Below are 23491 nucleotides of genomic sequence, written 5' to 3'. Positions count from 1 at the left end.
CCCCCCATGCTCACCCGTCGCCTTGCTATCGCCGGCGCGCTCGCGCTCGGCCTGTCGCTTCCCTTCGCACTTCCCGCCGCCGCGCAGGACGCCAAGATCCCCGTCGTCGCCTCCTTCTCCATCCTCGGCGACTTCGTGAAAGAAGTCGGTGGTGACCGTGTTTCGGTCACCACCCTCGTTGGGCCCAATGGCGACGCGCATGTGTTCCAGCCGGCGCCAGCCGACGCCAAGAAGGTCGCTGCCGCCCAGATCGTCTTCGTCAACGGCCTCGGTTTCGAGGGCTGGATCGACCGGCTGGTGAAGGCCTCCGGCACCAAGGCGGAGATCGTCGTCGCCACCAAGGGCATCACCCCGCGCGAGATGGCGGACGAGGATGAGGACGACCACGCTGCGCACGACCACAAGGATCACGACCACGACCACGCCAAGGGCGAGCATGACCATGACCATGCCGGGCACGACCATGGCGGCATTGATCCGCATGCCTGGCAGTCGGTGGCCAATGCGGAAATCTATGTCGCCAATATTCGCGACGCGCTGATCGCCGCTGATCCCGCCGGCAAGGCGGCCTATGAGGCCAATGCGAGCGCCTACACCGCCGAGTTGCAGGCGCTCGACGCGCAGGTGAAGGCGGCGATGGCGGCGATTCCCGAAAGCCGGCGTCGCATTATCACCTCGCATGACGCCTTCGGCTATTTCGGCGCCGCCTATGGCATCGAGTTCATCGCGCCGCAGGGCGTATCGACGGAATCGGAAGCGTCCGCCAAGGACGTGGCCCGCATCATCCGCCAGATCAAGGCCGAGAAGATTCCGGCCGTGTTCATGGAGAACATCTCCGATCCGCGGCTCGTCAAGCGCATCGCCAAGGAGACCAATGCGAAGATCGGCGGCGAGCTGTTTTCCGATGCCCTCTCCGATGACAAGGGCCCGGCGAGCACCTACATCGACATGATGAAAAACAACATCACCCAGCTCTCCTCGGCCCTGTCGAGCTGACGCGGGAACCCCTCATCCCGGGCGGCCGCTGGCCGGGCCGGGATCGGCGGGAAATCTGAACGGAACGCGCAATCCCGGTTCGTCGCAATGCGGCGTCCGGGATGACGCATTTGAGACGACCACTGGAGTTCACCATGCCCGAAGCGGCTTCGTCCAAAATTCCCGTCACCGTTCTTACCGGCTATCTCGGCGCCGGCAAGACCACGCTGCTCAACCGTATCCTCTCCGAACCGCACGGCAAGAAATTCGCCGTCGTCGTCAACGAGTTCGGTGAGATCGGCATCGACAATGACCTTGTGGTCGGTGCCGATGAAGAAGTGTTCGAGATGAACAATGGCTGCATCTGCTGCACCGTGCGCGGCGACCTGATCCGCATCATCGACGGCCTTTTGCGCCGCAAGAACGACTTTGACGGCATCATCATCGAGACCACCGGTCTCGCCGACCCCGCGCCGGTGGCACAGACCTTCTTCGTCGACGAGACCGTGGGTGCCAAAACCTCGCTCGACGCGGTGGTGACGGTTGCCGACGCCAAATGGCTGAAGGACCGGCTGAAGGATGCGCCCGAGGCCAAGAGCCAGATCGCCTTCGCCGACGTGATCCTGCTCAACAAGACCGATCTGGTTACCGAGAGCGAGCTGAAGGACGTGGAGATGCGCATCCGCGCCATCAACCCGTTCGCCCGCATCCACCACACGCAGCGTTCCGAGATCGCCATCGACAAGGTGCTGGGGCAGGGGGCGTTCGACCTCGACCGCATCACTGCCATCGACCCGGACTTTCTGGAAGGCGGCCACCGCCACTTCCATGACGAGGACATGCGTTCCTATTCCTTCGCCACCGACAAGCCGCTGGACCCCGACAAATTCTTTCCCTGGATTCAGGATCTGACCCAGCGCGAGGGCATCAACATCCTGCGCTCCAAGGGCATCCTCGCCTTCAAGGATGATCCGGACCGCTTCGTGTTCCAGGGCGTGCACATGATCCTCGACGGCGACCACCAGCGCCCCTGGCGCGCGGACGAGGCGAAGGTGAGCCGCATCGTCTTCATCGGTCGGCAGCTCGATGCCGCGGCGCTGGAAAAGGGTTTTCTCAGCTGCGTGGCGTAGAGCCTTGATCCCTTTCCGTCCTGCCAACGCTCCCGGATACGGCCTGAGGGCCGTTCCGGGATGACGCGGGGAGGGGGAGTTCCGTCGTGACGCCGGCCGCGAATTGGGCTAACCCGACATTCCCCGCCAAGAAGCCGTCGAGCCCATGACCTCCCAGTCCTCCACGCCCTCCTCGCTCACCTCGAAGCTCCGCCGGCTCGATCTCGGCGGGGCGGTGGTCGGCCTGCGCTTTCTCGGGCCGCTGGCCGCCTTTGTGCTGGGCGAGGGCGAGATCGTGCTGGCGGGCGAGGGCGAGACGCGCCTCGCCGCGCATAAGGGCGCGGTGCTTTCTGTCGCCGGGGACGACAAGCGGCTGCTCACCGGCGGCGATGACGGGCGCGTGGTGGCGACGCAGGCGGACGGCACGATGCAGGCGCTGTTCGAGCAGAAGGGCCGCTGGATCGACCAGGTCGCGGCCGGGCCGGACGGCGCGGTGGCCTTCTCCGCCGGCAAGACGGCGCATTTCCTCCCGGTGAAGGGCGAGCGCAGGACGCACGACTTTCCGTCCACCGTCGGCGGCCTCGCCTTCGCGCCGAAGGGCACGCGGTTGGCCGTCGCCCATTATGGCGGCGTGTCGCTGTGGTTTCCGAATGCGCAGGCCAAGCCCGAATTCCTGGAATGGAAGGGCTCGCATCGCGGCGTGCTGTGGAGCCCGGACATGCGCTTCGTGGTGACGACGATGCAGGAGGCGGCGCTGCATGGCTGGCGGCTCAGCGATGGCGGGCATATGCGCATGACCGGCTATCCCTCGCGCGTCACCTCCATGGCGTTCACGGCCGGCGGCAAGTTCCTCGCCACGTCCGGCTCCAGCGAGGCGATCCTCTGGCCTTTCGCCAGCAAGGAAGGGCCGATGGGCAAGCAGCCCTCCATGCTGGCCCCGCGCGACGTGCGGGTGTCGGCGGTCGCCGCCCATCCGCGCGACGAGGTGATCGCCTGCGGTTATGAGGACGGGCTGGTGCTGATGGTGCGCATTTCCGACGGCGCGGAAATCCTGCTGCGCGCCCCGGACGGCGCGCCCGCCACCGCCCTGGCTTGGCGCGGGGACGGCGGGGCGCTCGCCATCGGCACGGAGAGCGGCGCGGCCGGCCTCATCGTATTCTGAGGTTCCATAATACCTACGATTCAAAGACTTACCCGCCACGCCATGTGGCCGTGATGTCACGGCGTGGCGGGTAATCCCCGCGCGTGCCAACATTGCAGGGCGCGTCACCGGGCTGTCACCTGTCTGTCATCTGCCATCTCTAGCCGGGCATTGGGAAACGGATGTCCGGGGAGCTGACCGCCATGATGGCCGCCACGAATCGCTATTTTTCGACGACCAGCCGCCTTGCTCTGGCCGCGGCCGGCGCGCTCATTGCCGCGCCTCTGGCCTTCGGCCCGGGTGCGCACGCCGCCTCCTTCGTGGTGACGGACGGCGAGACCGTGACCACGGCGCAGTCCGTGTCCGGCACCGATACCGGCCTCATCGAGGAGGGTGGCACGCTAAATGTCACCGGCACCGCCATCACCTGGAGCGATTCGGCGACCGGCACCGGCGTGGACCTGCGCAATGACGGCACCATCATCAGCAGCAGCCGGGCGCTCGACAGCGCGTCCAAGGTGAGCGGCACGCTGACCTTCACCAATAGCGGCTCCATCACCACAGGCGACGACACGGTGCGGATCAACGGCGCCTTCGCCAATGGCGCGCTCTATGTGGTCAACACCGGTTCGATGACCGCGACCAGCGGCCAGGTGCTGGATCTCAACAAGGCGACGGCGGAAAGCGCCATTGTCGAGATCGACAATAGCGGCACCATCACCGCCGAGGATAACGACGCCATCCGCTTCGGCGCGGGAACGATCGTGCTGACCAATTCCGGCACGATCCAGACGCTCGAGTCCGAAAGCCGCGCCCTGAAGTTCGACGACGATGAGGCCATCGACACGCTGGTGTCGTTCACCCTCGTCAACGAGGAGGGCGGCAGGATTCTCGGCATGGATGACGGCTTCAAATTCGCCGCCGATTCCGACACGTCCGACGCGAAGATCACGATCACGAATTACGGCCTCATCGACGGTGGCGATGGCCAGGCGCTCGATTTCGCCGACCTCACCTCGCCGAGCAACCAGATCTCCATCCTCAATTACGGCACGCTGCAGTCGTCCACGGCCGACGGCATCCGGCCCGGTGCCGGTGCCAGCGTGACCAATTACGGTCTCATCCAATCCACCGACCTCACCAGCGACGGCGACGGCATCGACTTCCAGGAGGCCGGCGGCAGCGTCTATAATGGCGCGACCGGCGAGATCATCGGCGCCAAGCACGGCGTGACCGGCGACGGCGCGGTGACAGTCGAGAATGCCGAGGGCGGGCTGATCGTCGGCCGCAACGGTTCGGGCATCAACATCGACAGCACCGGCGACACGCTCGTTACCGTCACCAATTACGGCACCATCCGAGGCGAAGTCACCGGCCTCATCGACGAGGAAGGCACGGACAGCGTGCCGGACGGCGACGGCGACGGCGTCGATGTCGACGGCCAGGTGCTGCTGAACAATTACGGGCTGATCCAGGGTACCGGTGCGTCTGGCACCAAGGATGGCGAGCCGAACACGGCGGACGGCATCGCGGCCGGCGGCGGCATCATCTACAATCATAAGACCGGCATCATCGAGGCTTTCGACAATTACCCGAACGAGGATTCGGACGATGTCGGCCGGGCCATTCTGATCGACGACAGCGCGCAGGGGGCGGCTCCCTTTGCCACCCAGTTGTTCAATGAGGGCATCATCCGCTCCGACGGTCCGACCGTGACCTTCATCGGCATGCAGGACGACATCATCGTCAATGCCGGTCTCATCAGCACCGAGGGCGAGGTGGCGGTCGATATGGGCGGCGGCGACGACCTGTTCGTCTATGTCGCCGGAAGCGAGGTCGTGGGTCTGGTCCTCGGCAACGATGGCTATAACACCTTGGAACTCGGCGGCGTCGGCACGTTCGACCTCTCCCTGCTTGGCGACGAGGCGCAGTATCGCGATTTCGGCACGCTGCTGGTGGGCGAACTCTCCAGCTTCACCGGCACCGGCACCTCGACCTTCGACGGCGAGGTGCAGATTGACGGCAGCTTCGTGCTCAACGGTTCGCTGGCGGCAGCCTCGGTGGCGGTCGAGGAGGGCGGCTTCCTCGGCGGCAATGCCACGGTCGGCGATCTCGTCGTCGGCACCGGCGCCACGGTCGCCCCGGGCAATTCCATTGGTACCGTCAACGTGCTCGGCACCACGGTGTTCGAGGCCGGGTCCTTCTATGAGGTCGAGTTGAGCGGGCTCACCTCGGACCAGATCGTCACCGACACGCTGACCCTGAATGGCGGCACGGTGGTCGTCTCGGCCATCGGCCCGGTCTATACCGGCACGCCGTATGAGATCATCTCCGCCAGCGATACCACCACGCCGTCGAGCCAGTTCACGCTGGAAGACCCGAACTTCCTGTTCGTCGATGCCGCGCTCGGCCGCGACGACGCCTCGGTGACGCTGACGCTCACCCGCAATGACGTGGCCTTCACCAGCCTCGCCCACACCGCCAACCAGGCGAGCGTCGCCGCCGCGCTCGACCGCGCCGATGGCAGCCGCCTGCAGGCCACCGTGCTCGCCGGCACCGAAGGGCAGGAACAGGCGATCCGCGCCGGCTACGACCTGCTGTCGGGCGAGGTCCACGCCGCGGTCGGCACGACGCTCTACTTCCAGTCGACGCTGGTAGCCGACACGCTGATCGGCCGCCTGCGCCAGACCTCCGCCACCGGTGCCTCGCCCGCTCTGGCGGCGCTCGCCACTGGCGGCCCGGTGACCGCCTATGCCGCCAAGGCGCCGGAAGCGGCGAGCCCGTTCCCCGTCAAAGCGCTGCCGCCTGAGCCGGCGGGCCCGGTCTATGCCGCCTGGGCGCAGGGCTTCGGCCAATGGAACTCGGCGAACGGCACCGGCAATTCGGCCGACGTCGATTCCTCGCTCGGCGGCTTCCTCGCCGGTGGCGATGTCACCTCCGGCAATTACACCTTCGGTCTCGCCGCCGGATATGCTTCCGCCAGCCTCGATGTCGACGACCGGATGAGCAGCGCCGATGCCGACACGGTGCTTCTCGCCGCCTATGCCGGCGCGAACTTCGATGCCTTCCGCCTGCGCGGCGGCGCCTCCTATGGCTGGAGCAGCATCGACACCACCCGCACGGTCTCCATGCTGAGCCTGCTGGAAAACCCGCTCGGCTCCTATGACGGCTCGACCGCCAACATCTTCGTCGAGGCGGCCTATGCGATGGAAGCGGGCGGCGTGGCCTTCGAACCCTTCGCGCAGATGGCGTGGAGCTGGATCGACACGGACAGCTTCACCGAGACCGGGGCCTTCACCAGCGGCCTCGCCTCCTCCGGCCTGTCCTATGACGTGCCTTACTCGACGCTCGGCCTGCGCCTCGCCACCACGCTCGCCATGGGCGAGGGCACGGTGACGCCGCATGCCAGCTTCGCCTGGCGGCACGCTTATGGCGACATCACTCCCGAACTCGGCATGAGCTTCGCCTCCACCGGCACCGCCTTCACCGTGGCCGGCGCGCCGATCGCCGAGGACAGCTTCGTCCTCGGCGCCGGCATCGACTTCGCCGTGGGCGAGGCGGTGCGGCTCAATCTCGGCTATGAGGGACAGTTCGCCAGCGACGTGAACACCAACGCGATCAAGGGCGGCTTCACCTACCGCTTCTGAGCCGGCGCGGCCGGGCCTGCTCTGTCAGGCCCGGCTTTCCTCGGCCGGGGCTCCGCGCCTAGGCTGGGTCGGCAACCGCAGGAGAAGGCCCGCATGAAGATCGACGACGTTCGCCGCACTGCCTATTCCATGCCGCTCACCAGCCCCGCCTTTCCCCGGGGGCCGTATCGCTTCTTCAATCGCGAATTCTTCGTCATCACCTACCGCACCGATCCGGCGGCGCTGGAGAAGGTGGTGCCCGAACCGCTCAAGGTGGTCGACCCGATCGTCAAATATGAGTTCATCCGCATGCCGGATTCCACCGGCTTCGGCGACTACACCGAGACCGGGCAGGTGATCCCGGTCGAGCTGAACGGCGTCAAGGGCGGCTATGTCCACTCCATGTATCTGGACGACGAGGCCCCCATCGCCGGCGGGCGCGAATTATGGGGCTTTCCCAAGAAGCTGGCCCGCCCGAGCCTGAAGGTGGAGAGCGACACGCTGGTGGGCACGCTCAACTATGGCAGCGTGCTCGTCGCTTCGGCGACCATGGGCTATAAATATCAGGCGCTGGACAAGGCGGCGCTGCACGCTTCGCTTCTGGGGCCGAACTGGGTGCTGAAGATCATCCCCCATGTCGACGGCACGGCCCGGGTGTGTGAATTGGTCGAGTATTATCTAGAAGACATCACGGTTTACGAGGCATGGACCGGACCGGCGGCGCTCGGCCTGTTTCCGCATGCGCTGGCCGATGTCTCCAGGCTGCCGGTGCTGGAAGTGATCTCGGCGGCGCATTTCCGCACCGACCTTACCCTCGGCCTCGGCAAGGTGGCGTTCGACTATCTGAAGGACTGAGGCGCCCTCTTGACGCCGTCAGCTATCCCAGCGTCAGCCGCTCGGTCGCCATATAGCCGAAGAACAGCGCCAGGCCGAAGGCGATGAGCGCGAGGGCGGCGAGCAACTCCATGCCGCGCAACACTACCGCGGCCGTGGAGCCGGAACGGTTGGCGGCGATCCGCACCGCCGCGTGCTTGGCGAAGACCGCGAGGGCGGCGATGGCGCTCACCGTGAGCGCCGTGCCGACCCCCATCAGCAGGGCGGAAGCGGCGCCGACCCAGAAGATGCCCTGCGCCAGCGCGAAGACCAGCACGAGAATGGCGCCGGAGCAGGGGCGAAGCCCCACCGACATGACCGCGCCCCACCAGTCGCGCCAGCCGTCGCGGCGCGGCAGGTTCTCCGGCGCCGGCATATGCGCGTGCCCGTCGCCGCAGCCGCAATCCGGCCCATGGACATGGGCCGGCGTGCCGCGCCAGGCGGCCATGAGCGCGCGGCCCTTGATCCAGGCGAGGCGAAGGCCGAGGACGACGATGAGGCCATAGGCCGCGAGCTCGATATAGCTGACCGCCCGGCTCATCGTCGCGGCGGTGGCGCCGAGCAGGGCGGCGAGCAGGCCGGCGACGGCGATGGCGGTGAGTGCCTGCGCCAGCGCGCTCGCAAAGGCGAGACCGACGCCGCGCTTCAGCGTCGCCTCATTGGCGAGCAGATAGGACGAGATCACCGCCTTGCCATGGCCCGGACCGGCGGCGTGGAACACGCCATAGGCGAAGGAGATGCCGCCGAGCAGCAGCACCGCATGGCCATCCTGCTTGGAGGCGCGCACGGCTGATGTCAGCAGGCGGTAGAACTCGGCCTGTTTGGCGAGGATAAATCCTGCAATGCCACCGCTTTCCGGCGCCGCCGGGGCGCCGACGCCGAACGGGCTCTGAGCGAGGGCGGGGTGCAGCATCAGCGCGCCGGCGGCAACCGCCAGCGCCAGAAAGGCCAGCCGCCGCGTCACGAGCACTTGACCGTCACCCGGTTGGCGAATTGCGAGCCGAACTGGCTGGCGGAGGTGAGGGCGTTGAAGAAGCCTTCCGACAGCGTGGTCGTGCTGCCCGTCGCCGCCGGGTCCGGGCGGTGCAGGGTTAGCGCGCAACTGCCACCATCGCCGGCGAGCTTCACCGGGTCGTCATCGGCGAGCTGGAAGGCGACGAAATAGGTCGGGTCGTATACGTCGAGCGACATCTCGCCCTTCTTCGCCGGCGGATCGGCGAAGGGCAGGGTGAAGTGCAGCGTCAGCGCGGTCCCGTCATAGGTCAGCGAATAATCCTTTGGCGGCAGGAACTTGATGTCCTTCTTGCCGCGCTTGGCATAGGTGAAGAAGTCGAATTCGTGCAGGGATTCGATGTTCACCTGCGCCAGCTCTTCCAGCGTCTTCGCGCTCGGCTTGCCATCGGGCGTGGTCTCCAGACCCTGCAGCGCATAGGTTGAGAACGCCTCGTCGAACTTCCAGTGATGGCGCACGCCGGTGAGCCGGCCGTCGGGTGCGTAATCGAGCTCCGAATGCACCTCCACCCACACATGCGGGTGTGCAGTGGCGCCGCCAGTCAGTGCAGTGAGGACGAAGAGGATCGCCAAAAGTCGCTGAATCACGTCGGGCCTCTCCGGAGCCGCTGCGGTGAGCGACTGGTGGCGGGCGAGTTCGGCGGAATGGTGACGGATTGCCCGCCAAACGGCAACGGCCGCCCGCAGGCGGCCGTACCTCATCTTCACAAGCCCGTGCGGGTGGCGCCAACGCCTGACCGCCGCGCGGGGCCTCAGGCCGCCTTCTGCGCCTTCGGCTGGATCAGCTTGCGGTTGACCAGCACTTCGGCGATCTGCACCGCGTTCAGCGCCGCGCCCTTGCGCAGATTGTCCGACACGCACCAGAAGGCGAGGCCATTCTCCACCGTGGCATCCTCGCGGATGCGGGAGATGTAGGTCGCGTCCTCGCCGGCCGCCTCATAGGGCGTGATGTAGCCGCCGGGCTCGCGCTTGTCGACGACCAGCACGCCCGGCGCGTTGCGCAGGGTTTCGGTCGCTTCCTCGACGCTGATCGGATTCTCGAACTCGACGTTCACCGCCTCGGAATGGGAGATGAACACCGGCACGCGCACGGCGGTGCAGGTAAGCTTGATCTTCGGGTCGAGAATCTTCTTCGTCTCGGCCATCACCTTCCACTCCTCCTTCGTGTAGCCGTCTTCCATGAAGACGTCGATGTGAGGAATGACGTTGAAGGCGATGCGCTTGGGGAACTTCTTGGCTTCCACCGGGTCGGAGACGAACACCGCGCGGGTCTGCGCGAACAGTTCGTCCATGGCGTCCTTGCCGGCGCCGGAGACGGACTGATAGGTCGCCACCACCACGCGCTTGATCGTCGCCTTGTCGTGCAGCGGCTTCAGCGCCACGACGAGCTGGGCGGTCGAGCAATTGGGGTTGGCGATGATGTTCTTCTTGGTGAAGCCGGCAATGGCGTCGGCGTTCACCTCCGGCACGATCAGCGGCACGTCGCTGTCGTAGCGCCAGGCCGAGGAATTGTCGATCACGACGCAGCCCTGACGGCCGATCTTGGGCGACCATTCCTTCGACACCTCGCCGCCCGCCGACATCAGGCAGATATCGGTGTCGGAAAAGTCGTAATTCTCCAGGGCTTTGCACTTGATGGTCTTGTCGCCGAAGGAAACCTCGGTGCCGACCGAGCGGCGAGAGGCGAGCGCGACCACCTCGTCGGCGGGGAACCCGCGCTCGGAGAGAATGTCGAGCATTTCGCGGCCCACATTACCCGTGGCACCGACGATGGCGACCTTGTAGCCCATGTGCTGATCTCCTGAAGGCCCTGCCATTCACAGGCTCGGGCGAGCGCGGGCTTTTACGCGATAAGGCGAAGCGAGGCAACGGGCGCGGCATGCGCGCCTGTCAAACCGGGCCGAACAGCCGGCCTGTGACGGCGGCGAACCAGGCCTCGCTCGCGCTGTCGTTCCGCGCGCGTGTCGCGCCGGGCTCCGCGAGCGCGGAGACGGCGCTCTGCACCTCGGTCAGCGCCGCGTCGACGGGCGCGTAGCGGCCTTCCGTGGTGACGCTGTCGCCGGGGGCGAGCAGGCTCCAGCACAGGCTGGCATAGGCGGCGGGTGCGGCGGCCTCGCCAAGCAGGCGGGTGCGCAGCGCCGCCGCGACGACGGCGGACTGGCTGACGGCGGCATAGGCCGATTTCGGGATCGGCCCGGCCTGCGCGGCATCGCCGAGCACGAATAGCTCCGGCACCAGCGTGGACCCCATGTCCTCGGGGCGGATCGGGCAGAAGCCGGTGCGGTCGGCAAGGCCGGAGCGCAGGGCGAGCGCGCCGGCGGTTTGCGCCGGGATGACATTGACCAGCGCGCAGTCGCGATAGGTGCCGAATCCGGTCCGCACCGTGCGCGTGGCGGGATCGACCTCCTCCAGCCCTTCATGGATCGAGGGCGGCAGCCATTCGATCATGCCGGGATAGTAGCGCTCCCAGCCATCGAGGAAGAGCGCCATCTTGGCGAAGCGTTCCTTGCAGTCGAGGATGAGGATGCGGCAATTGCCGCGTCCGGTCGCGCGCAGGCGGTGCGCCATCATCGAGGCCCGCTCATAGGGGGCGGGCGGGCAGCGCGAGGGGTCGGGGGGCGGCAGGATGACGAGGGTGCCGCCATCGGGCACCGCGGCGAGCTGCCGCTCGACGAGTTCGAACTGGGCGCGGCCGATCCAGCCATGCGGCATCACCCCGGCGGCGGCGCGGCTCCAGCCGGGCACGCTCGCATAGTCGAGGCCGATCCCCGGCGCGAGGGCGGCCGCGTCGAAAGGCAGGGCCGTGCCGTCCTCCAGCCGCACCGTCCGGCTCTCCGGAACAATGCGCTCGGCACGGCCCCGAAGGAGGCGCAGGCCGGTTCGGCGAGCCAGCGCCTCGTAGCTGAACCAGAGCGTGGGCGACGTCGTCAGTCCGCCCAGCAGCCGGTTGGAGCGGCAGAGCGCGAAATAGCCGGGCTCGGGCTCCACCAGCACGATGTCCAGCGGACCGTCCGGCCCGTTGGCGAGGGCGCTGGCGAGCGCCGCGCCGCCGAAGCCGGCGCCGACGATCACCAGCCGCGGCCGGGCCCCGCGTGCCACGGCGGGGGCGGCAAGGAAGGCGCCAACAGGGGCGGCGAGGCTGCCGAGGGCGCCGCCCAGCAGCGCGCGACGGCTGAGCGCCGCCATGCCTCAGCCGACCTTCATATAGGCGAAGCCCTTGCCCTGGAGCGCGGCGCAGGTGGCCACCCCCGATGGCACGAAGGAGATGAAATCGGCCTGTCTGGCGCGCGACAGGTCTAGCTGGTTGCGCTTGAAGGTGATCTCGCAGAGATAGACCTTCAGCCCGTTCTTGGAGATGGCCTCGGCGCGGGCGAACAGTTCCGGCGGCAGCGTCTCATTGGCCCACATGGTGCCTTCGAGACTGTCGAGGAAGAACTTGATGCCGCCGGCATGCACCACCAGCACGATCTGCAGGGCGAAGGGGTCCGCCCCGTAGACCGAATAGTGATTGCCGATATTGTTCAGCGTCTGGGCAAAGCGGTCGGGGTCGCCATAGTCGCAGTGATAGAGGCAGGCGACCTCCGCATCCTTCTGGATCGCGTCCAGTGTGACTTTCGCGGGCGCGGCGGCGACGCGCTCGGAGGCAAGCGCCGCCCCGCCCGCGGCGAGGCCGGCCATCAGGTTCCGGCGGTTCAGCTCCAGCTTCGGCATGGCGTTCTCCCTCCTGTGTGGGGGCGGCAGCGGCGGATGCCGCCGCAGCCTCATTCGACCGCGCCGGCGGGCTTGTCGCCTTCCTTGCCGGCGTCGGGCGTCACGTCGAGCACCGCCGCATGGCTGGTGATCTCGACCTTGGGCTTGCAGTCCTTCATGCAGGGCGTGGCGTGCCAGAACGCCTTTTCCGTGGTTTCGCGGTCATCGTCGTAGAAATTCGGCCGGTTCGGCAGGGAAACGGTCGGAAAATTCTCCTTCGACAGCACATAGTCGTCCGGCACCACGTCGTTGAGATAGAGCAGATAGGCGACGATCGCATAGACCTCGTCGGGCTGCAGGCTCTGCGCGGCGCCGAAGGGCATGGCGCGGTGCACATAGTCGAACACGGTCGAGGTGTCCGGCCAGAAGGAGCCGATGGTCTTCTCCGGCCGCTCGGATTTCAGCGTGCCCTGGCCACCGGCGAGAACCGGCCAGCGGCCGACGCCCTCGCCGAATTCGCCATGACAGGCGGCGCAATTGTTCTGGAACAGTTCCTCGCCCTGGGCGACCGATCCCTTGCCTTCGGGCAGGCCGAGGCCGTCCGGGCGCACGTCGATGTCCCACGCCTTGATCTCCTCCGGCAGCGCCGGCCTGCCGAGCTTGACCGTCTCCGCCGCCGCAAGGCCGGTGAAGGCGAGCAGGAACGCCCCGGCGAGAGCCCCGGACCTAGCTGACCTCGACATTCTCCGCCTCCCCGTTGCTGCGCACCAGCCAGGTCTGGATGCCGTTATTGTGGTAGATCGAATTGACGCCGCGCACGGCGCGCAGTTCCGCCTTGGTCGGCTGCACATAGCCGGTGTCGTCCATGGCGCGGGACTGCAGCAGCAGTTCCTCGCCGTTCCAGTCGAAATCGAGATAGAAGCGCGTCATGGCGCGCGGAAGCGCCGGTCCCTCGATGCGGGCGGTCGTCCAGTTCTTGCCGCCGTCGAGCGAGACATCGACCCGGGTGATGGTGCCGCGCCCCGACCAGGCGATGCCGGAGACCACGTTCGGCCCCCGGGCGTGCAAGGGCGCCTGCGGGCTCGGGCTGGTGACGACCGACTTGGCGTCCATGAAGAAGGTGAAGCGCCGCGAGCGGCCATCGGCGAGAAGATCGGTGTATTTCGACGTTTCCTCGCGCTGGCCCCAGGGCTCGTCGCCCACCTCGATGCGGCGCAGCCATTTGATCCACATATTGCCTTCCCAGCCGGGCACGACGAGGCGCAGCGGGTAGCCCTGCTCGGGCCGCAGCGCCTCGCCATTCATCGCCCAGGCGACGAGGCAGTCGTCCATCGCCTTTTCCAGCGGGATGGAGCGGGTCATGGCGGAGGCGTCGGCGCCCTCGGCGAGCACCCATTTGCCCTTCGGCTTCACCCCGGCCGCGTCGAGAAAGGCGCGCAGCGGCACGCCGGTATAGACGACGTTATGGATCATGCCGTGGGTGTACTGGCAGCCATTGAGCTGGGCGCCGCGCCATTCCATGCCGCTATTGGCGGCGCATTCGAGGAAATAGACCCGGTTGGTGCGCCCCGGCATGCGCTTGATGTCCTCCATGGTGAACACCAGCGGCGTGTCGACCATGCCATGGATCATGAAGCGATGACGCGCCGGGTCGATCTCCGCCTCGCCGCCATGATGGCGCACGAAGCACAGCCCGTTCGGCGTGATGATGCCGTCGAGCGCGTAGAGCGGGGTGAAGCTCACCGAGCTTTCGCTGCTGGCGGTGAGCCAGGTGACCTCGCGCCGGACCACATCCTTCTCGAAGGGCGAGGGGATGCCATAGGGATGGTTATTGACGCCGGCGCCGAGTGCCTGGGTCCAGGGCGGCAGGTTGACGATATCGGGGTCGGGCGTCGGCGGCGCGGCGGCGGCGGGCCGCACACCGGCCGCCGCGCCGGCACCGGCGAGGCCGGCGAGAGTGAGGAAGCGGCGGCGATCCACCCGCGATCCCGGCTTGGTCTGGTTCATCGCATCCTCCCGGACGGATAATGACATTCGCATTTGTGAATATTTAGGGCGCGCATCGGCACCCTTCCCGCCGCCCTCACGCGCCGGAAACCTTGACCGCGGCCGTCGGCGCGATGTCCACGGTCCCGGCCGCGGCCACGTAGCGCTCGACCAGTTGCCAGATCGGCGGGCCTTCCACGCCCTGGTTGACGCTGGCCCAGCCGGCGACGGCGTAAGTCTTGGAGGCGTCAAGCGGCTGGCCGGTCTTGAGATAGGTCAGGTCGCTGATGCGCTTGCCCATGGGCTGGGCGATGTCGATGGCGTAGCCGACGCCGCCGACGCGCACCATGTCGCCGCCGCCCTGGAAATAGGGGTCGGCGTTGAAGATGTTGTCGGCCACGTCCTCCAGCACGTCCTTCAACTGCTGGCCGGTCATCATGTTGCGGTAGCAGGCGGGGTAGGTGATGGCGGTGGCGTTGGCGATGGCGTCGAAGGTGATCGGGTCGCCCGGAAGCAGCGTGCCGCCCCAGCGGAAGCCGGGGGAGAGGGCGATTTCCGCGTCGCGCTCCGTGAGCATGGCCTGGCAGATCATGTCGTCGAAGGTGCCGTTGAAATTGCCCCGCCGGTAGAGAAGGCTACCCGCCTGCCCGACCACTCGGCCGAGATCGGCGGCGTAGGGCGCGCGCAGCTCCTTCACCAGCGCCGCCATGTCCGCATCCGGGGCAATGGCGTCGGCGAACACCGGCAGCAGGCCGTAGCGGAAGCCGGCCACCTTGCCGTCCTTCACCTCCAGATCGAGCCGGGAAATGAATTTGCCATGCGAGCCGGTGGCGATGAGCAGCGTCGGGCCGACCATGACCGGCGCCGGCAGCGCATCATGGGTGTGGCCGGTGAGGATCACGTCGATGCCCTTCACCCGGCCGGCCAGCTTGCGGTCGACATCGAAGCCGTTATGCGAGAGCAGGACGACGACTTCGGCGCCGGCGGCGCGGGCCTCGTCCACCTGCTTCTGCAGATCTTCCTCGCGCAGGCCGAATTCCCAGTCGGGAATCATCCAGCGCGGGTTGGAAATCGGCGTGCGCGGAAAGGCCTGGCCGATGACGGCGATCTTCGCCCCGCCGCGCTCGAACATCTTGCGCGCCTCGAAGACCGGCTCCTGCCATTCCGCGCTGCGGATGTTCTGCGCCAGGAAGGCGAAGGGCGCTTTCTCGACGATCTCCTGCACCCGGTCAGCGCCATAGGTGAATTCCCAATGGCCGACCATCGCGTCGAGGCCGAGGGCGCTGAAGACGCGGACCATGTCCTCGCCCTTGCTCTGCAGCGAGGTCCAGCTTCCCTGCAGCCCGTCGCCGCCGTCGAGCAGCAGCACATTGTCCGCCCCGCGCGCGGCGCGGATAGCCTTGATCAGCGTGGCGATGCGGTCCGCCCCGCCCATGCGGCCATAGCTGCCGGCCAGCGCATCGAAATCAAGGCTGGTGAGCGCGTAAGCCTCCGGGCCGCCGGCGGCGATCTTGTAATAGTCGAGGAAGGCCGCGTCGACGAGATGCGGCGGCAGCCCGCGCGCCTCGCCCACGCCGATATTGACCGAGGGCTCGCGGAAATAGATCGGTTCGAGCTGCGCGTGCAGGTCGGTGGTGTGCAGGATGGTCAGCGTGCCCACGGGATCGAAGCGCAGTATGTCGTCCTGCGTCATCTTTCCCGCGCGGGCCGCCTGGGCGAAGGCGCCGCGGGCGCCGGATGCAAGCATGCCGGCGGCCATCGCGGCGATCACGAAATCGCGGCGAGAGATCATGTGAAAAGTCTTCCCTGCTGGGCGCGGGTGCCGGCGGATCAGGCGACGGTGAGCTTCGCGGTCGCGGTCTGTTCCGAACCGTCATCATCCTTCCAGGTGAAGGTGAATTCACCGGATTCGGACGCCTTGTAGAAGAACGCCTGATAGGGATTGGCCGAGACGGAGGTGAACCAGTCCGCCTCGAAGAAAGTTTTGCCGTTGAAGCTGGCGGTGAACTTGTTGATGATGGCGCGCGGGATGGGCTTTCCCGTGGAATCCTTGCGCTGTCCCGTCTCCATCTCGTGCGAGATGAGGGTCTTGATCTCGATGATCTCGCCGGCCTTGGCCTCGGAAGGCACCTTGATGCGCGGCTTGGACTTGATGGCCATGTTGGCGTTTCCTTGTCGTTTCCCCGGATGCGGTGACGCGGCAGCGCTGCCGGCGCCGTTCAGCCGCCGCAGCCGCCAATGGTGACCTTCACCTGCGCCTTGGCGCTGTAGAGCGCGCCATTCGACATCTCCGCCACGGCGAGGACGTTCTGCGTCTGGGCGAGGCGCATGCGGACCGAGGCGGCGGCCTTGCCCGATTGCGGGGTGAAACGATAGGTCACCACCTGCGGCAGCGGGTTGCCATCGGCGAAGACATGCACGGCCTTGACGTAGTCGGCCTCCGTCATCGGGCTCTCCACATCAATGTTGAGCGGCACGACGAGGCCGTTCTCGGCGATCTCGGGCAGGTCGAGCTTGATCTTGCCATCGGCCATCGGCTTGTCGCCATAGAGCTTCTTGAGCTCGGCGGCGACGGCTTCCTCGGTCGCAAGGACCAGGCGCGGCGCCAGCGCCGCCGCCAGCAGGGCGGTCAGCCCGAAACCGAGCGTATCCCGTCGCGACGGAGTCCAACTGCGAAGTTGCATCAGGCGTCCTCCTGCTGGCGTCCTGCGCCAGCGCTTTGTTTTTGCTTTGATTTTGTCGTCAGCGAGCCTTTTTGGCCGGCAGCGAACATACATATTGTGATATTAAATTTTTTGAATGTAAAGTGGGCTATCGAGCGATCGCCAGTCTCTATCATCGCTCGCCACGGAGACCGCTTCAACACCCTCGCCAGAAGGGTGCGGCGCGGCTCACAAGCTGGGGAAGCACATGCCCAAGGACGCAAGACAACCCAAGGAGTGCCGGCAGCCGACATGGCGATTCATCGCTGGCTGCCTCGCGCTGGCTCTCCTCGCTTTGCCGCTCATCCTGACGAGCGCGCAGGGGGCGGAGGACGAGAGCGAGAAGGAAATCGAGCGCTACCGCCAAATGATCGAGGACCCGATGGCCAATCCGGGCTACCTCAATGTCGATCGCGGCGAAGCGCTGTGGAGCGAAGCGCGCGGAAGCAAGAATGTCTCGCTGGAGACGTGCGATCTCGGCGAGGGACCGGGCAAGCTGGAGGGCGCCTATGCCCATCTGCCTCGCTATTTCGCCGATGCCGACAAGGTGATGGATCTGGAACAGCGCCTGCTCTGGTGCATGCAGACCATTCAGGGCCTCGACACCAAACCGATCGTCGCCAAGCCGTTCTCCGGCCCGGGACGCACCTCCGACATGGAGGATCTCGTCGCCTTCATCGCCAACAAGTCGGACGGCATGACGATCGACGTGGCGCTGGCGACGCCGCAGGAACAGGAAATGTACGCGATCGGCGAGGCGCTGTTCTTCCGCCGCTCCTCGATCAACGATTTTTCCTGCTCCACCTGCCATGGCGCGGCGGGCAAGCGAATCCGCCTGCAGGCGCTGCCGCAGCTCGACGTGCCCGGCAAGGACGCGCAGCTCACCATGGGCACCTGGCCGACCTACCGCGTCTCGCAGAGCGCGCTGCGCACCATGCAGCACCGCATGTGGGACTGCTACCGGCAGATGCGCATGCCGCCGCCCGATTACGGCTCCGATGCGGTGACCGCACTCACCCTCTACCTGACCAAACAGGCCGAGGGCGGTGAGCTCAAAGTGCCGTCGATCAAGCGGTGAGGGAGGCGACAATGATGACGGGTACCCATTTGGTGCGCGCCGCCCTGGCCGGCGCGGTTCTTCTCCTTCCGCTCGCCGCGGCGGCGCAGGAGGCGGGCAAGATGCCCGCGGTCGATCCCGCGCGGGTCGATGCGGTGGTCAAGGCCAGCTTCACCAAGCTGCCGGAGGGCTGGGAAGTCCGCCTGCAGCAGGACGAGACGCAGCGCATCTGCTCGCTCACCCGCAACGACCCCTCGCCGGAACAGGCGAGCGCGATCATGAAGGCCGAGGAAGCGCGGGTGGTTCTGCCGCAGGGCTCGGTGATCGGCAACTGGAAGGAGGGGGCGAAAGTCGCGCAGAACGGGCGCGGCGGTCAGTTCAGCGATCCGCCCGGCACGGTGAGCGGCGGCAATTGCTATGCCTGCCACCAGCTCGACCCCAAGGAGGTGAGCTATGGCACGCTCGGGCCCAGCCTCGCTGGCTATGGTCGCGAGCGCAAATTCGACCCCGAAGACGCCAAGGCGGCCTTTGCCAAGGTCTATGACGCGCAGGCCTCGCTCGCCTGCTCCAGCATGCCGCGCTTCGGCGTCAATGGCGTGCTGACCGAGCAGCAGATCAAGGATGTCGTCGCCTATCTGTTCGACCCGGAATCGCCGGTGAACAAATAGAAGGCGGCTATGGCGCCTTCTGCGCCGCCAGCCACGCCTCGAAGCCGGCGCTCTGATAGGCGCCGGCTTCGACATAGCGAAACATGGCGAGGAATTCCGGCTTGGGCAGCAGGCCCGGCAGCCGGGCGACCTCGGCGATCTTTCCGTCCCGGGCGGCGAAGAACTGGAAGGTCGGGGTCGCCCGCACCGCATAATGGCCGGCAAGGGCCTTTTCCGACTGCGCCACGCCGTCGAACCCCGTCACCTCGCGGGCGCCGAAAATATCGAGATGCACGACGCTGAAATGGTCGCGCACATAGGATTCGATCGCCGGATCGGCGAAATACTCCGTGTGCAGCCGCTTGCAGAGCGGGCAGCCGCGCTGGCTCCATTGCAGCGCGAAGCCCTTGCCCGCCGCCGTCGCCGCCGCGAAGTCCTCCGGCAGATCGAGGAAGCTCTCCTCGTACCAGTCCTGCACATAGAGCCCGTCATCGCCGAGGCGCGCGGCGGCCCGGCCGGCGCCGGGAGCCAGAATGAGCGCGCCGGCGCCAAGGGCTAAGGAACGGCGGGTCAGGTCGCATGTCATGATCGGCTCTCCATCGCGGGGGCGCCTCATCCGATCGCGCCGAGTGTGGGGAAGGCGTCGAGCAGCCAGGCGGCGAGGTGCGGCATCCAGCCACCGATGAAAACGATTCCGGTGGCGACCAGCAGCACGCCGGAGGCCTTCTCCACCAGGCCGAGGCGGGAGCGCATCGCCGCTGACCAGCGGAGGAATCCGGTCGAGAACGCGGCGGCGGCGATGAAGGGCAGGCCGATCCCTGCAGCATAGGCGCCGAGCAGCAGCATCCCCCGCGCCAGCGAGTCCTCCGTGCCGGCAATGATGAGGATCATCGACAGGATCGGCCCGACACAGGGCGACCAGCCGAAGCCGAAGGCGAGGCCGACCAGATAGGCGCCGACGAGCCCGGCCGGGGCGCGCGCGACATCCGGGGCAAGGCGCCGGTAGAGCAGCGGCACGCGCAGCAGTCCGAGAAAATGCAGCCCGAACAGCACCAGCAGGGCGCCGGCCGCCACGGTCAGCACCGGCGCCTGCAGGGCGAGCCACTGGCCAAGCTGCGAGGCGGTGGCGCCGAGCAGGATGAAGACGCTGGAAAAGCCGGCGACAAAGGCAAAGGACAGCCGCACCAGCCGCCCGCGCGTGGCCTGCCCATCGCCAAGGCCGCGCCCCGCCCCGCCGAGAAAGCCGAGATAGGCCGGCACCAGCGGCAGCACGCAGGGGGAGGCGAAGGACAGAAGGCCGGCCGCGAAGGCCCCCGGCAGGGTGATATCCAGTGACACGGCGTTTCCCCGAGGCGCAGCCCGCTCTGCGGCGGTTTGACCATCGAATTCATATTCGAATTCGTTTATATAATGAAGCCGGAACCACGTCATCAGGCGGAAATCATGCCGGAAGCCGATCACGACAGCAGGAGCGCCCCGCCTCGCCACGGGGCGCGTGCGGCCCGCGCGGGCGGCATTGCCGCGCTTCTCGTGAGCCTGCTCGCCGGCCCTCTGGTCGGCATGGTGTGGAATGCAGCGCCGGCGGCGGCGGCCGAGCTTCTGGTGTTCGAGCGGGCGGGATGCGCCTGGTGCGAGCGCTTCGAGCGCGAGATCGCGCCGGTCTATCCGCACACCGAAGAGGGGCGTCTGGCGCCGCTGCGCCGGGTCGACATTGGCGACGCGGACGCCGCGCTCGCCGACCTCGCCGCGCCGGTGCGCTACGCCCCGACCTTCGTGCTGGTGGAGGACGGGCGGGAGGTGGCGCGGCTGCCCGGCTATGCCGGCGAAGCGGCGTTTTGGGGCCTGCTGGCCGACATGACGAAGAAACTGTCCCCGACGCCGTGAGGCTGTTGCGCGGCCCGCGAGTCCGGTAAGCTGGAGTTGAAAGCGACGTGGTGATGACCGGCATAGTATCGAAACGGCTTGAGGACGAACTGCGCGACGGCCCGGAGGTCTCGCCCGAGCTCGATCGGCTGATGCGCAACGCCCGCGAGGCGAGCGACTTCCTGAAGGCGGTCTCGCACGAGAACCGGCTGCTGCTTCTGTGCCTGCTGGCCGAGGGCGAGCGTTCCGTCACCGAGCTGGAAAACATCCTCTCGCTGCGCCAGCCCACCGTGTCGCAGCAACTCGCCCGCCTGCGGCTGGACGATCTCGTCACCACGCGGCGCGACGGCAAGACCGTCTATTACAGCCTCGCCGACGACGATGTGCGCCGGCTGATCGGGGTGATCTACGACATTTTCTGCGGGACCAAGGAAGACTGAGCCGCATCAGCGCCGGCCGGGACGGGCGACAACGCCCGCGGGAGCCAGGGACGGGAGGACCGGGCGCAATGGACGATCTCTTCGCCTGGGGAGCCGCGTTTGCCGGGCTCGCCATCGGCGCGGCCGTGGGCTTCACCACCCGCCGCGCCCGCCTGTGCAGCTTTGGCGCCATCGAGGACGCGCTGGCCGGATCGGACACGCGCCGGCTGCGCGTCTTCGGTCTTGCGCTCGGCATCGCGGTGGCCGGCACGCAGCTTCTCGTTCTCGCCGGCCTGCTGGACCCGGAGACGACGACCTATGTTCCCGGCGCGCTGCCATGGATCGGCCTCGCGCTCGGTGGGGTTCTGTTCGGGCTCGGCATGGCGCTGGTCGGCACCTGTGCCTTCGGGAGCTGCGTGCGGCTCGGCTCAGGCGATCTGCGCAGCCTGGTGGTGCTCCTCGTCTTCGGCGCCACCGCCTATGCGATGCTGCGCGGCACGCTGGCGACCTACCGGATCGGCTTTGGCGAGGCTTTCGCCCTCGGCTTTCCGCGCTCCGGCCGCGCCGACCTGCCGGCGCTGTTCGAGCCGGTGCTGGGCGCGCCGAGTCGCGCCCTTCTCGCCGCGCTCGTGGCTTCCGTGCTCATCGCGCTGGCGCTCGGCGACGCGCGGCTGCGCAAGGCGCGGCGGCTGCTGGCGGCCGGCGCCGTGCTCGGGCTCGGGGTGATCGGCGGCTGGCTGGCGACGCAGTTTTTCGTCGACGAGTTCCAGCAGGCGGCGCGGCCGCAGAGCCTCACCTTCGTCGCGCCGGTGGCGATCACCCTGAATGGGGTGCTGCTCGACGGCGTGGCGCTGCTGAATTTCGGCACCGGCTCGGTGGCCGGGGTGATCCTCGGCGCCTTCGCCGCCGCCTGGGCGGGCGACGAGTTCCGCTGGGAGGCGTTCGACGATGCGCGCGAGATGAAGCGCCATCTGCTCGGGGCGGTGCTGATGGGGGCCGGGGGCGTGCTGTGCGGCGGCTGCACCATCGGCCAGGGGATCACCGCCGGCTCGCTGCTGGCGCTGTCCTTCCCTCTTGCCATCGGGGGCATGATCCTCGGCGCCCGGCTCGGCATCGGCTTTCTGGTCGAGGGGCGGGCGCTGTTCTTCCTGCCGGGCCGACCCGTCACGCGCTCGTTCAGGAGCGCCGGTGGCCGACGCCCGCGCTCCTGAGACCGGCGACGCCCCTGGGCATCCCCGCTCGATCAGGCCGCCGGCTCCCCCGGCGCCACGATGCGGGCGAACAGCGCGGCGCTGCGATTGCGCGCGCGGGAGGAGGGCGGCGCGGCGGGTGGCGTCGCTTGCGCCGGCTCCGGCAGCGCGGCAGCGCCCTTGCCGAACTGCGCCTCGATGCTGCGCACGCACAGCGCTACGCCGGCATCCGCCAGCCGGTAATAGACCTGCTTGGCGGCGCGCCGCGTGGCGACGAGCCCGGCGCGCCGTAACTCGCCGAGCTGCTGGCTCAGCGCCGGCTGGCCGATGCCGGTGGCGGCGTCGATCTCGCTCACGGTCATCTCGCCCGCCTGCAGATGCGAGAGCACCATCAGCCGCTGGGGCTGGGCGTAGCTGCGCAGCTTCTCGACCGCCGCGTCGGCCTCTTCGCGGGTCAGCGCCATCTCAGTCCCGCTCCGCCGCCTGGCAGAACCAGGCGGGATCGGCTTCGGCCAGCGCGGTCTCGTCGGTGAGCGCCCGCAGCACCGGCTCGCCCGGCTGCCAGCCTTCGGGCGTCACCACATCTCCCGCCTCGGCGCGCTTGAGCGCGGCGGCGAGCCGCAGCATCTCCCGCGCCGAGCGGCCGACCGACATCGGGTACCACTGGATGGCCCGCACGATGCCCTGCGGGTCGATGAAATAGCTCGCCCGCACGGTGGAGGAATCCTGTGCCGTCTCGTCCAGCATGCCATAGGCGCGGGAGATGACGAGCGAGGTGTCCTCCACCACCGGGAACGGCACCTCGACGCCAAAGGCGCCGCGTATCGCCCGCAGCCAGCCCAGATGCGAGAACAGGCTGTCCACCGACAGCCCGATCAGCGCCACGCCGAGGGCGTCGAACTCCGGCGCCAGCCGCGCCAGCGCGATGAACTCGCTGGTGCAGACCGGGGTGAAGTCGGCCGGGTGCGAGAACAGCACCAGCCAGCGCCCGCGATAATCGGAAAGTTGCACCTGTCCCTGCGTCGAGCGGGCGCTGAACACGGGCGCAGCGTCGCCTATGCGCAGCGGACGGGGCGGGACACTGGCGGAATCGCGGGCGGGAGCTGGGCTGGCTGTCATTCTTCCTGATTGCCTCTTGACGGGTTTGGGCGCAATCCGCATTTACAATTACACAGATTATGTAATTATGAAATTCATCAACG

The 23491-nt window shown here is 67.6% G+C and carries 24 protein-coding genes; 10 read left to right on the top strand and 14 right to left on the bottom strand.

Annotated elements, in window-relative coordinates; translation table 11 throughout:
* Positions 1–6: 6 nt before the first annotated feature.
* The 5 genes from AAC979_RS13985 (at position 7) to AAC979_RS13965 (ending at position 7706) form a co-directional block, all read left to right on the top strand.
* The gene (locus AAC979_RS13985; protein ID WP_371347483.1) at positions 7–996 is read left to right on the top strand and encodes a metal ABC transporter substrate-binding protein; all 990 of its coding nucleotides are present in this window, start codon (positions 7–9) and stop codon (positions 994–996) included.
* 134 nt (positions 997–1130) lie between these two features.
* Complete coding sequence (locus tag AAC979_RS13980; RefSeq protein ID WP_371347482.1) at positions 1131–2105, top strand: GTP-binding protein; 975 nt, start codon at positions 1131–1133, stop codon at positions 2103–2105.
* 145 nt (positions 2106–2250) lie between these two features.
* Positions 2251–3246, top strand: coding sequence for a WD40 repeat domain-containing protein (locus AAC979_RS13975; RefSeq protein WP_371347481.1), 996 nt, complete (start codon positions 2251–2253; stop codon positions 3244–3246).
* Between the two features lie 182 nt (positions 3247–3428).
* Positions 3429–6872: an autotransporter domain-containing protein gene (locus tag AAC979_RS13970; RefSeq protein WP_371347480.1), complete on the top strand. Its 3444-nt coding sequence runs from the start codon at positions 3429–3431 to the stop codon at positions 6870–6872.
* Positions 6873–6965: 93 nt separating this feature from the next.
* Positions 6966–7706 carry an acetoacetate decarboxylase gene (locus tag AAC979_RS13965; RefSeq protein ID WP_371347479.1) on the top strand — a complete coding sequence of 247 codons (741 nt, stop codon included), beginning with the start codon at positions 6966–6968 and terminating at the stop codon, positions 7704–7706.
* A 22-nt stretch (positions 7707–7728) separates the two neighbouring features.
* Here the strand turns inward: AAC979_RS13965 and AAC979_RS13960 are convergent, their stop codons facing one another.
* The 10 genes from AAC979_RS13960 to soxY form a co-directional block, all read right to left on the bottom strand.
* Positions 7729–8694: a nickel/cobalt transporter gene (locus tag AAC979_RS13960; RefSeq protein ID WP_371347478.1), complete on the bottom strand. Its 966-nt coding sequence runs from the start codon at positions 8692–8694 to the stop codon at positions 7729–7731.
* On the bottom strand, positions 8685–9323 hold the full coding sequence (locus AAC979_RS13955; RefSeq protein ID WP_371347477.1) for a DUF1007 family protein: 639 nt from the start codon (positions 9321–9323) through the stop codon (positions 8685–8687). The genes AAC979_RS13960 and AAC979_RS13955 overlap by 10 nt, the downstream gene beginning before the upstream one ends.
* A 164-nt stretch (positions 9324–9487) precedes the next feature.
* Positions 9488–10525 (bottom strand): aspartate-semialdehyde dehydrogenase, encoded by a 1038-nt coding sequence (locus AAC979_RS13950; RefSeq protein WP_371347476.1) that lies wholly within the window; start codon positions 10523–10525, stop codon positions 9488–9490.
* Positions 10526–10625: 100 nt separating this feature from the next.
* On the bottom strand, positions 10626–11921 hold the full coding sequence (locus tag AAC979_RS13945) for an FCSD flavin-binding domain-containing protein (RefSeq protein ID WP_371347475.1): 1296 nt from the start codon (positions 11919–11921) through the stop codon (positions 10626–10628).
* A gap of 3 nt (positions 11922–11924) precedes the next feature.
* Positions 11925–12446 carry a DsrE family protein gene (locus tag AAC979_RS13940; RefSeq protein WP_371347474.1) on the bottom strand — a complete coding sequence of 174 codons (522 nt, stop codon included), beginning with the start codon at positions 12444–12446 and terminating at the stop codon, positions 11925–11927.
* Between the two features lie 50 nt (positions 12447–12496).
* On the bottom strand, positions 12497–13168 hold the full coding sequence (locus AAC979_RS13935; protein WP_371347473.1) for a c-type cytochrome: 672 nt from the start codon (positions 13166–13168) through the stop codon (positions 12497–12499).
* Positions 13152–14432 (bottom strand): sulfite dehydrogenase, encoded by a 1281-nt coding sequence (gene soxC, locus AAC979_RS13930; protein WP_371347472.1) that lies wholly within the window; start codon positions 14430–14432, stop codon positions 13152–13154. Before soxC ends, AAC979_RS13935 begins: the two co-directional genes overlap by 17 nt.
* 76 nt (positions 14433–14508) lie before the next feature.
* On the bottom strand, positions 14509–16203 hold the full coding sequence (gene soxB, locus AAC979_RS13925; RefSeq protein ID WP_371347471.1) for a thiosulfohydrolase SoxB: 1695 nt from the start codon (positions 16201–16203) through the stop codon (positions 14509–14511).
* 38 nt (positions 16204–16241) lie between these two features.
* Positions 16242–16571, bottom strand: coding sequence for a thiosulfate oxidation carrier complex protein SoxZ (gene soxZ, locus AAC979_RS13920; RefSeq protein WP_371347470.1), 330 nt, complete (start codon positions 16569–16571; stop codon positions 16242–16244).
* Positions 16572–16630: 59 nt separating this feature from the next.
* Complete coding sequence (gene soxY, locus AAC979_RS13915; RefSeq protein ID WP_371347469.1) at positions 16631–17095, bottom strand: thiosulfate oxidation carrier protein SoxY; 465 nt, start codon at positions 17093–17095, stop codon at positions 16631–16633.
* Positions 17096–17321: 226 nt separating this feature from the next.
* Here soxY and soxA point away from each other — a divergent pair, with 226 nt between their 5' ends.
* Both soxA and soxX read left to right on the top strand, forming a co-directional pair.
* Positions 17322–18191, top strand: coding sequence for a sulfur oxidation c-type cytochrome SoxA (gene soxA, locus AAC979_RS13910; protein ID WP_371347468.1), 870 nt, complete (start codon positions 17322–17324; stop codon positions 18189–18191).
* 14 nt (positions 18192–18205) lie between these two features.
* The gene (gene soxX / locus AAC979_RS13905) at positions 18206–18838 is read left to right on the top strand and encodes a sulfur oxidation c-type cytochrome SoxX (protein WP_371349060.1); all 633 of its coding nucleotides are present in this window, start codon (positions 18206–18208) and stop codon (positions 18836–18838) included.
* 7 nt (positions 18839–18845) lie between these two features.
* Here the strand turns inward: soxX and AAC979_RS13900 are convergent, their stop codons facing one another.
* Both AAC979_RS13900 and AAC979_RS13895 read right to left on the bottom strand, forming a co-directional pair.
* Positions 18846–19403, bottom strand: a complete 558-nt coding sequence (locus AAC979_RS13900; protein WP_371347467.1) for a SoxW family protein — start codon at positions 19401–19403, stop codon at positions 18846–18848.
* 26 nt (positions 19404–19429) lie between these two features.
* Positions 19430–20155 (bottom strand): cytochrome c biogenesis CcdA family protein, encoded by a 726-nt coding sequence (locus AAC979_RS13895; protein ID WP_371347466.1) that lies wholly within the window; start codon positions 20153–20155, stop codon positions 19430–19432.
* A gap of 105 nt (positions 20156–20260) precedes the next feature.
* On the opposite strand from AAC979_RS13895, the gene AAC979_RS13890 reads away from it, so the two are divergent.
* The 3 genes from AAC979_RS13890 to AAC979_RS13880 all read left to right on the top strand — a co-directional run bounded on the left by AAC979_RS13890 (position 20261) and on the right by AAC979_RS13880 (position 22310).
* The gene (locus tag AAC979_RS13890; protein WP_371347465.1) at positions 20261–20701 is read left to right on the top strand and encodes a hypothetical protein; all 441 of its coding nucleotides are present in this window, start codon (positions 20261–20263) and stop codon (positions 20699–20701) included.
* Between the two features lie 53 nt (positions 20702–20754).
* Positions 20755–21120, top strand: coding sequence for a metalloregulator ArsR/SmtB family transcription factor (locus tag AAC979_RS13885; protein WP_371347464.1), 366 nt, complete (start codon positions 20755–20757; stop codon positions 21118–21120).
* A gap of 68 nt (positions 21121–21188) precedes the next feature.
* Positions 21189–22310, top strand: a complete 1122-nt coding sequence (locus AAC979_RS13880) for a YeeE/YedE family protein (protein ID WP_371347463.1) — start codon at positions 21189–21191, stop codon at positions 22308–22310.
* A gap of 32 nt (positions 22311–22342) precedes the next feature.
* On the opposite strand, the gene AAC979_RS13875 is transcribed toward AAC979_RS13880, so the two are convergent.
* Positions 22343–22753 (bottom strand): ArsR/SmtB family transcription factor, encoded by a 411-nt coding sequence (locus AAC979_RS13875; RefSeq protein WP_371347462.1) that lies wholly within the window; start codon positions 22751–22753, stop codon positions 22343–22345.
* Between the two features lies 1 nt (position 22754).
* Entirely contained in the window at positions 22755–23408 is a 654-nt protein-coding gene (locus AAC979_RS13870; protein ID WP_371347461.1) for a peroxiredoxin, read from the bottom strand.
* Between the last annotated feature and the right edge of the window lie 83 nt (positions 23409–23491).

Origin of the sequence: Ancylobacter sp. IITR112, assembly GCF_041415945.1 — a bacterium.
Lineage (GTDB): Bacteria > Pseudomonadota > Alphaproteobacteria > Rhizobiales > Xanthobacteraceae > Ancylobacter.
Note: the sequence above shows the minus strand (reverse complement) of the source record. Positions and strands in the feature narration are given on the sequence as shown.

Coding starts and splice junctions, on each gene's coding strand:
- soxX (WP_371349060.1), top strand. CDS start 18,206: ATGACGGGTACCCATTTGGTGCGCGCCGCCCTGGCCGGCGCGGTTCTT.
- AAC979_RS13975 (WP_371347481.1), top strand. CDS start 2,251: ATGACCTCCCAGTCCTCCACGCCCTCCTCGCTCACCTCGAAGCTCCGC.
- AAC979_RS13965 (WP_371347479.1), top strand. CDS start 6,966: ATGAAGATCGACGACGTTCGCCGCACTGCCTATTCCATGCCGCTCACC.
- AAC979_RS13935 (WP_371347473.1), bottom strand. CDS start 13,168: ATGTCGAGGTCAGCTAGGTCCGGGGCTCTCGCCGGGGCGTTCCTGCTC.
- AAC979_RS13885 (WP_371347464.1), top strand. CDS start 20,755: ATGACCGGCATAGTATCGAAACGGCTTGAGGACGAACTGCGCGACGGC.
- soxC (WP_371347472.1), bottom strand. CDS start 14,432: ATGAACCAGACCAAGCCGGGATCGCGGGTGGATCGCCGCCGCTTCCTC.
- soxA (WP_371347468.1), top strand. CDS start 17,322: ATGCCCAAGGACGCAAGACAACCCAAGGAGTGCCGGCAGCCGACATGG.
- AAC979_RS13945 (WP_371347475.1), bottom strand. CDS start 11,921: ATGGCGGCGCTCAGCCGTCGCGCGCTGCTGGGCGGCGCCCTCGGCAGC.
- AAC979_RS13875 (WP_371347462.1), bottom strand. CDS start 22,753: ATGGCGCTGACCCGCGAAGAGGCCGACGCGGCGGTCGAGAAGCTGCGC.
- soxY (WP_371347469.1), bottom strand. CDS start 17,095: ATGCAACTTCGCAGTTGGACTCCGTCGCGACGGGATACGCTCGGTTTC.
- AAC979_RS13870 (WP_371347461.1), bottom strand. CDS start 23,408: ATGACAGCCAGCCCAGCTCCCGCCCGCGATTCCGCCAGTGTCCCGCCC.
- AAC979_RS13940 (WP_371347474.1), bottom strand. CDS start 12,446: ATGCCGAAGCTGGAGCTGAACCGCCGGAACCTGATGGCCGGCCTCGCC.
- AAC979_RS13890 (WP_371347465.1), top strand. CDS start 20,261: ATGCCGGAAGCCGATCACGACAGCAGGAGCGCCCCGCCTCGCCACGGG.
- AAC979_RS13880 (WP_371347463.1), top strand. CDS start 21,189: ATGGACGATCTCTTCGCCTGGGGAGCCGCGTTTGCCGGGCTCGCCATC.
- AAC979_RS13985 (WP_371347483.1), top strand. CDS start 7: ATGCTCACCCGTCGCCTTGCTATCGCCGGCGCGCTCGCGCTCGGCCTG.
- soxZ (WP_371347470.1), bottom strand. CDS start 16,571: ATGGCCATCAAGTCCAAGCCGCGCATCAAGGTGCCTTCCGAGGCCAAG.
- soxB (WP_371347471.1), bottom strand. CDS start 16,203: ATGATCTCTCGCCGCGATTTCGTGATCGCCGCGATGGCCGCCGGCATG.
- AAC979_RS13970 (WP_371347480.1), top strand. CDS start 3,429: ATGATGGCCGCCACGAATCGCTATTTTTCGACGACCAGCCGCCTTGCT.
- AAC979_RS13950 (WP_371347476.1), bottom strand. CDS start 10,525: ATGGGCTACAAGGTCGCCATCGTCGGTGCCACGGGTAATGTGGGCCGC.
- AAC979_RS13980 (WP_371347482.1), top strand. CDS start 1,131: ATGCCCGAAGCGGCTTCGTCCAAAATTCCCGTCACCGTTCTTACCGGC.
- AAC979_RS13900 (WP_371347467.1), bottom strand. CDS start 19,403: ATGACATGCGACCTGACCCGCCGTTCCTTAGCCCTTGGCGCCGGCGCG.